This window comes from Mesorhizobium sp. WSM4847 (assembly GCF_055811335.1).
Map to the genome: position 1 here is coordinate 1 of NZ_JBVVPY010000015.1, position 5,959 is coordinate 5,959.

Here is a 5,959-nt window from a genome sequence, read left to right on the forward strand (position 1 = left end):
GCGGGTGATCCGGTCATGACCCGGGTCACCCGCCAACCCGATCATGCATGATTCTAGAGACACAAGGGGTGCTCCAGCTTGGCACCGACGCACTCCGTCCAGCACCCCTCATCCGGCTCGTCGCTGCGCGCCGATCCACCTTCTCCCACAAGGGGAGAAGGAAGAGCGCCAAGCCGCACCCAAGCGCCTATAAATAGCCAACAATCTCAGGCGTCTGGTCCTGCCTGTCGTGCTTGCCGTCCTCGTAGACGATTGGGGCTGCGGCGAGTTCCTCTTCGGTGACGTCGTCGAGGCAGGCGACGTTCACCGCCCAGAAATTCCCGCCCATGAAATCGAGATAGCCGCGCGAGAGAAAATTCGCGCCGCAGTTCGGGCACATATAGTGGTTGATGTCGCCTTCCGGCCAGTTCGACGGCGTCGCCTTGTACTCCCGCATCCGGTCGCGGCCGTCCGTCACCCGCACGGCCTCATAGGCGGCGAAGGATTTCCGGTAGCCGAGTTTCCAGCAGAAGCTGCAATTGCATTTGCGGATGCCCTCAGCGAGGTCGATTTCGGCTTCGAAACGCACTGCACCGCAATGGCAGCTGCCGTGATAGGTCTTTTTCATGGGTTTCCTCCCAAACATGTCCTGGCTCCGCCGCCCGCCGGAGCCAGAGCATCCTTTGCTCCAGGCATGGCGCTTGACAAGCGGGCGCGACAAATCCACGATCATGGCAAGGGGTGCATCGCGACGACCCCGTGAGGCGTCAGCCCAACGTTCGCGTCCAAGCTTCTCTCTCAAGGAGGTGGACGCCATGCCGTCGACAACCGCTATCACCGTATCGCAACTGTCCCGTCTGATTGGTCTGCCGGGCGCGCCCGCGATCATCGATGTTCGCATCGAAGAGGATTACAGCGCCGATCCGCGCCTGCTGCCGGCCTCAAACCGGCGTGATTTCAAAACCGTCTCGACCTGGGCATCCGAATTCGCCGGCAGCCGAGTGACGGTCGTCTGCCAAAGAGGGCAAAAGCTCTCGCAAGGCGTGGCCGCATGGCTGCGGCATGAAGGCATTGCCGCCGAATCCCTCGAAGGCGGGTTCGAGGCCTGGCGCGATGCCAAGGGGCCTTTGATCAATGCCGGCAAGATACCGCCCCGCGACGAAAGGGGCCGCACCGTGTGGGTGACGCGGAGCCGCCCGAAGGTCGATCGCATCGCCTGCCCCTGGCTGATCAGGCGCTTCATCGATTCGGGCGCGGTCTTCCTCTTTGTCGAGGCGGCCGAAGTGTCGGCCGTTGCGGACCGCTTTCAGGCCGTGCCTTTCGACATCGACAATGTGTTCTGGACTCACCGGGACGAACGCTGCACCTTCGACACGATGATCGAAGAGTTCGGGCTCGAATCCGAGGCGCTCGACCGCCTGGCCATGATCGTGCGCGCCGCCGATACCGCACGCCTCGATTTGGTTCCCCAGGCAGCCGGATTCCTGGCCGCCTCGCTTGGCCTGTCGCGGATGTTTCGCGACGATCTGGAACAGCTGGAGGCAGGCATGCTGCTCTACGACGCGTTTTTCCGATGGTGCCGCGATGCCACCGAGGAGACGCACAATTGGCCAAGCGCGAGCAAGCCATCATGAGCGCCCCGGCTTCTGACAAAACGGGGGCTTCTGACAAAACGGGGGCTTTGGGAAAAACGGCCGAGATCGTCGAAGCGCCGGCTGCGCCAAGCTTCCGTGAAGGCGTAAAACTCTGGGCGAAAATCGGCCTGCTCAGCTTCGGCGGGCCGGCCGGCCAGATCGCGCTCATGCACAGGGAATTGGTCGAGGAACGGCGTTGGATCGGCGAGCAACGTTTCCTGCATGCGTTGAACTACTGCATGCTGCTGCCCGGCCCTGAAGCCCAGCAACTCGCCATCTATATCGGCTGGCTGCTGCACCGGACGATCGGCGGCCTGGTCGCCGGCATCCTGTTCGTCGCGCCGGGCGCGCTTGTGATGCTCACCTTGAGCATCCTCTATGCGCTGTATGGCGACGCTCCGCTCGTCGAGGCACTGTTTTTCGGGGTAAAGGCGGCCGTGCTCGCCATCGTGATCGAGGCGATGATCCGGATCGGACGTCGTGCCCTGAAGAACCGGGTCATGGTTTCGATCGCGCTCGCCGCCTTCATCGCCATCTATGCATTGAACATGCCGTTTCCGCTCATCGTCCTGCTTGCCGGCCTGGCGGGCTGGATTGGCAATCGTGTTGCGCCGGCGCTTTTTTCCGGCGCGGCGCACGGCAAGGACGCGGTTCCCGACATCAAGGGCGCGGTCGACCTGATGTTCGAGCGCGGCGAGCTGGCCCACGTCAGGCCGACGCGATGGCATGCGCCGCGCACCGTCGCGATCTGGCTGCCGATCTGGCTCGGGCCGGTGCTGCTGATCTGGGCGTTCACCGGATCCGCCAGCGTGTGGACGCAGATCGGCGGCTTCTTCAGCGTCATGGCGGTCGTCACCTTCGGCGGCGCCTACGCAGTCCTTGCCTATGTCGCGCAGGCAGCGGTCGAGTCCTTCGGCTGGCTCGCACCCGGTGAGATGGTCGATGGCCTCGGGCTTGCCGAAACCACGCCGGGTCCACTCATACTCGTCCTGCAGTTCGTCGGCTTTCTGGCCGCGTTCCGCCAATCCGGATCGTTGAGCCCGCTGCTTGCCGGATCGCTTGGGGCGATGCTCACCCTGTGGGCGACGTTCACGCCTTGCTTCTTCTGGATATTCCTCGGCGCGCCCTATATCGAATCCCTGCGCGACAACAAGGCGCTATCGGCGGCGCTGGGCGCGATCACCGCCGCCGTCGTCGGCGTCATCATGAATCTCGCTCTGTGGTTCGGCTTGCACGTCATCTTCGGCGAGGTGCGCAACGTCGGGCTTGGAACCGACGTGCCGGTGCTCTCGTCGATCGACTGGCGCGCGGCGCTGCTGTCATGTGCTGCCATGATCGCCATTCTGAAGCTGAAGATCGGCATGCTGCCGACGCTTGCGGGATCGGCCCTCGCCGGTGTTCTGTTGCTGGCAGCGAGTGGTTAATGCATGTCGCGCAAAAGCATGCCCTCGGGCCTGACCCGAGGGTGTGCAGCGGTTTTGCGATAACGACATGCATAAAACAACAACCTAAAGCGCGTCGCATGCGGCCGGCTCAAATGCGACGCGCTTTAGCGGCTGCCTGCGGACGGCGCTTCGTTGCGGTTTCGGGCATTCGGATAGGAACATCATGGCGAAACGGCGCTCCTCCCTAGGCTTCCTTGGAATGTTCGGCCGTTCAGGCGACCTCAGGCAACTCGACGCCGCGCTACGCGGCGTCGACCTTCATCCCGCCCTTGTGCCGGAGGGAGCAAAGCTCACCATCGTCAATCTGATGAAGGACCACTGGCCCGACGAGCCGCCGCCACAAGCCTACCCGCCGGTGGCGCAGCTGCTTGGCTATTGTATTGCCGGGCCGGACGCATTCGAGCAATCCAACGGCCTTCGACATAGGCTGGATGCGGAGCGCCGGCTCGAGGCGGCACTCGAGGCCGGCGACAGCTTCGATGCGCAAATCATACTGATGACGCTGCATGCCAAGCTGATCAGTGGCGAGGTCGTCGACCGCTACGGGTTGAGCGCCGACTAGACCATGATCCCGAAAAGTGGAGCCCGGTTTTCGGAAAAGATCATGGTCAAACAGACTAGACCATGATCCCGAAAAGTGGAGCCCGGTTTTCGGAAAAGATCATGGTCAAACAGACTAGACCATGATCCCGAAAAGTGGAGCCCGGTTTTCGGAAAAGATCATGGTCAAACAGACTAGACCATAATCCCGAAAAGTGGAGCCCGGTTTTCGGAAAAGATCATGGTCAAATAAAGAGGTAGAGCCCCATCCCGATTTTGCCGGGATGGATTAGTCTCTGACCGTTTTGACGAGAACCGTCTTCAGCCGCCCATGCCGCTGCGCGGCAGTTGGATCAGATTGCCGAAGCGGGCGCGCAACTTGTCGTCGACCGGCTTCGGCACGTGGCGCGGGAAGCGCTCGGCGAGGATGCGGTTCTTCTCGATGATCGCTCGCTGCAGGATGTCGGGCCTGCCTTTCTCGTTCCATTCCTTCGGCGAAAAGCGGTCGCCGACCGCCGGATAGAAATATTCCGTCTGCATCAGCCGCAGCGTCTGCTCGTTGCCGAGGTAATGACCCGGCCCCTTCAGGCAGACGTCGGCGATGGTGTCTATCGACAGCGACTCATCGGTCACCTCGATGCCGCGCACGCAGCGCAGGCAATGGCCGAGCATGTCGTTGTCGATGATCAGGCTTTCCAGGCAAAAGCCGAGCAGCGAGGCGTGCATGCCGGCCGATTCGTAGACGAGGTTGAGGCCGGCCAGGCCGGCCATCACATCGGTGATGCCCTTTTCGTAACCGGACTGAATGTCGGGCAGTTTCGAATCCGTCATGCCGGCGGCCGAACCGCCGGGCAGGTCGTAGAATTGCGCCATCTGGGCGCAGGCAGCGGTCAGCACCGCTTGCTCGGCCGAGCCGCCGGACATGGCGCCGGTCCTGAGGTCGGAGACGAACGGCCAGGTGCCGAAGATCGCCGGATGGCCAGGCTTGATGGCGTTGACATAGACGAGGCCGGCGAGCACCTCGGCCACCGCTTGCACCACCGCACCGGCGATCGCCGCCGGCGCCGTGGCGCCCGCCTGGCCGGCCGACAGCAGCAGGATCGGAATGCCGCCTTCGACGCAGGCCTCGAGCACGCCGCAGGCATCCTCGGCAAACTTCATCGGCGGCACGACAAAACAGTTCGAATTGGAGACGAAAGGCCGGGCGCGAAAATTCTCTTCGCCGCCGGCAATCGCATAAAGCATGTCGAGCGCCGGCTTGACGTTCTCGCGCACCGTGAAGGATGTGCCGACATGCTTCGACGTGCCCATCACGCAGGCGTAAAGCGTGTTGAAATCCATATCGAGCGGATCGGGGATGTCGCGCGGCACCATCGGCCGCTGGAAGAAATGGATGTTGTCGAGCCCTTCGACGATGCGGGCGGCGTCATAGATGTCCTGCAGCAGCGACTCGCGATAACAGCGCTTCTCGACGTCGACCAGATGCACCGCGGCGCCCGCCGTGCCGTAATGCACGCGCTTGCCCTGGATCAGCATGTCGTGCTTGGGATCCTGGCCATGCAGGGTGAAATGGCGCGCCGCTTTCTTGATGGTGTCGAGGACGAGCGCGCGCGGAAAACGGATGCGGCCGTCCTCGCCGAGCGTGGCGCCGGCCTCGGTCAGCGCCTCGATGCAGGAGGGGATGGCATTGGCGAAGCCGACCGTCTCAAGCAGCGTCAGCACCGCTTCGTGAATGCGCTCGCGGTCGTTTTCGCTGAGCGGTCCGTAGCTTCCGCCTTCAAGGCCGGCGCGCACCGGCTTGATATCGTCGGCAAGGGGTGCTGCCCGCATGGCGCGACGCGCTTCGCGCCCGCCGGAACGCCGCGAACGCTGGTCCGAGGGCGTATCCGGCTTCTCAACAGCCACTGACATGGGAGGCACTCCACCTTTAGCTGCGAAGCGGGCGGCGGTGGTTGGTCCACCAGGTGGTTGGTCCACCATCGTCCGCTTCGTCCCCCTTAGAGCGCCGCGCGTCCACTTGGACGCGCAAAGGACGCTCTAACACTTTCTTGCTTGCGCATGATCCTTTCCGGAAACCGAAGATTGGTTTCCGGGGTCATGCGCTATGCCTCGAACTATGCCGCCGGCATTGGCACAGCCTATGAGCCAGACGGTCCCGTCGCATATGCCAGGGGGCTAAACAACGGTGGCCGGTCATGGGCCCCGGGGGGGGGGGGGGGGGCGCGGGGGGGGGGGGGGGGGGGGGGGGGGGGGGCGGGGGGGCGGGCGGGGGGGCGGGGGCGCGGGGGGGGGGGGGGGGCGGGGCGCCGCGGGGGCGGGGGGGGGGGGGGCGCGGGGCGCGGGGGGGGGGGGGCGGCGCGG

Annotated in this window: 5 protein-coding genes; 3 read left to right on the forward strand and 2 right to left on the reverse strand. The window is 64.0% G+C overall.

Translation table 11 applies throughout. From position 1 onward, the window contains the following. Nucleotides 1-187: 187 nt before the first annotated feature. A complete protein-coding gene (locus tag AC0L28_RS21345) occupies nucleotides 188-607 on the reverse strand; it encodes a GFA family protein (RefSeq protein WP_023802886.1) in 420 nt (139 codons plus the stop codon). A gap of 187 nt (nucleotides 608-794) precedes the next feature. On the opposite strand from AC0L28_RS21345, the gene AC0L28_RS21350 reads away from it, so the two are divergent. The 3 genes from AC0L28_RS21350 (at nucleotide 795) to AC0L28_RS21360 (ending at nucleotide 3,620) form a co-directional block, all read left to right on the forward strand. Next, complete coding sequence (locus AC0L28_RS21350) at nucleotides 795-1,613, forward strand: chromate resistance protein ChrB domain-containing protein (protein WP_287174115.1); 819 nt, start codon at nucleotides 795-797, stop codon at nucleotides 1,611-1,613. After that, nucleotides 1,610-3,037, forward strand: a complete 1,428-nt coding sequence (gene chrA, locus AC0L28_RS21355) for a chromate efflux transporter (RefSeq protein ID WP_084833904.1) — start codon at nucleotides 1,610-1,612, stop codon at nucleotides 3,035-3,037. Before AC0L28_RS21350 ends, chrA begins: the two co-directional genes overlap by 4 nt. A 184-nt stretch (nucleotides 3,038-3,221) precedes the next feature. Beyond that, complete coding sequence (locus AC0L28_RS21360; RefSeq protein WP_023802889.1) at nucleotides 3,222-3,620, forward strand: hypothetical protein; 399 nt, start codon at nucleotides 3,222-3,224, stop codon at nucleotides 3,618-3,620. 299 nt (nucleotides 3,621-3,919) lie between these two features. Here the strand turns inward: AC0L28_RS21360 and AC0L28_RS21365 are convergent, their stop codons facing one another. After that, complete coding sequence (locus AC0L28_RS21365) at nucleotides 3,920-5,509, reverse strand: trimethylamine methyltransferase family protein (RefSeq protein WP_023802890.1); 1,590 nt, start codon at nucleotides 5,507-5,509, stop codon at nucleotides 3,920-3,922. Nucleotides 5,510-5,959 lie beyond the last annotated feature (450 nt).

Bases quoted from the DNA above. Each gene is read 5' to 3' on its own strand.
- AC0L28_RS21345 (WP_023802886.1), bottom strand. From the start codon at position 607: ATGAAAAAGACCTATCACGGCAGCTGCCATTGCGGTGCAGTGCGTTTC.
- AC0L28_RS21350 (WP_287174115.1), top strand. From the start codon at position 795: ATGCCGTCGACAACCGCTATCACCGTATCGCAACTGTCCCGTCTGATT.
- chrA (WP_084833904.1), top strand. From the start codon at position 1,610: ATGAGCGCCCCGGCTTCTGACAAAACGGGGGCTTCTGACAAAACGGGG.
- AC0L28_RS21360 (WP_023802889.1), top strand. From the start codon at position 3,222: ATGGCGAAACGGCGCTCCTCCCTAGGCTTCCTTGGAATGTTCGGCCGT.
- AC0L28_RS21365 (WP_023802890.1), bottom strand. From the start codon at position 5,509: ATGTCAGTGGCTGTTGAGAAGCCGGATACGCCCTCGGACCAGCGTTCG.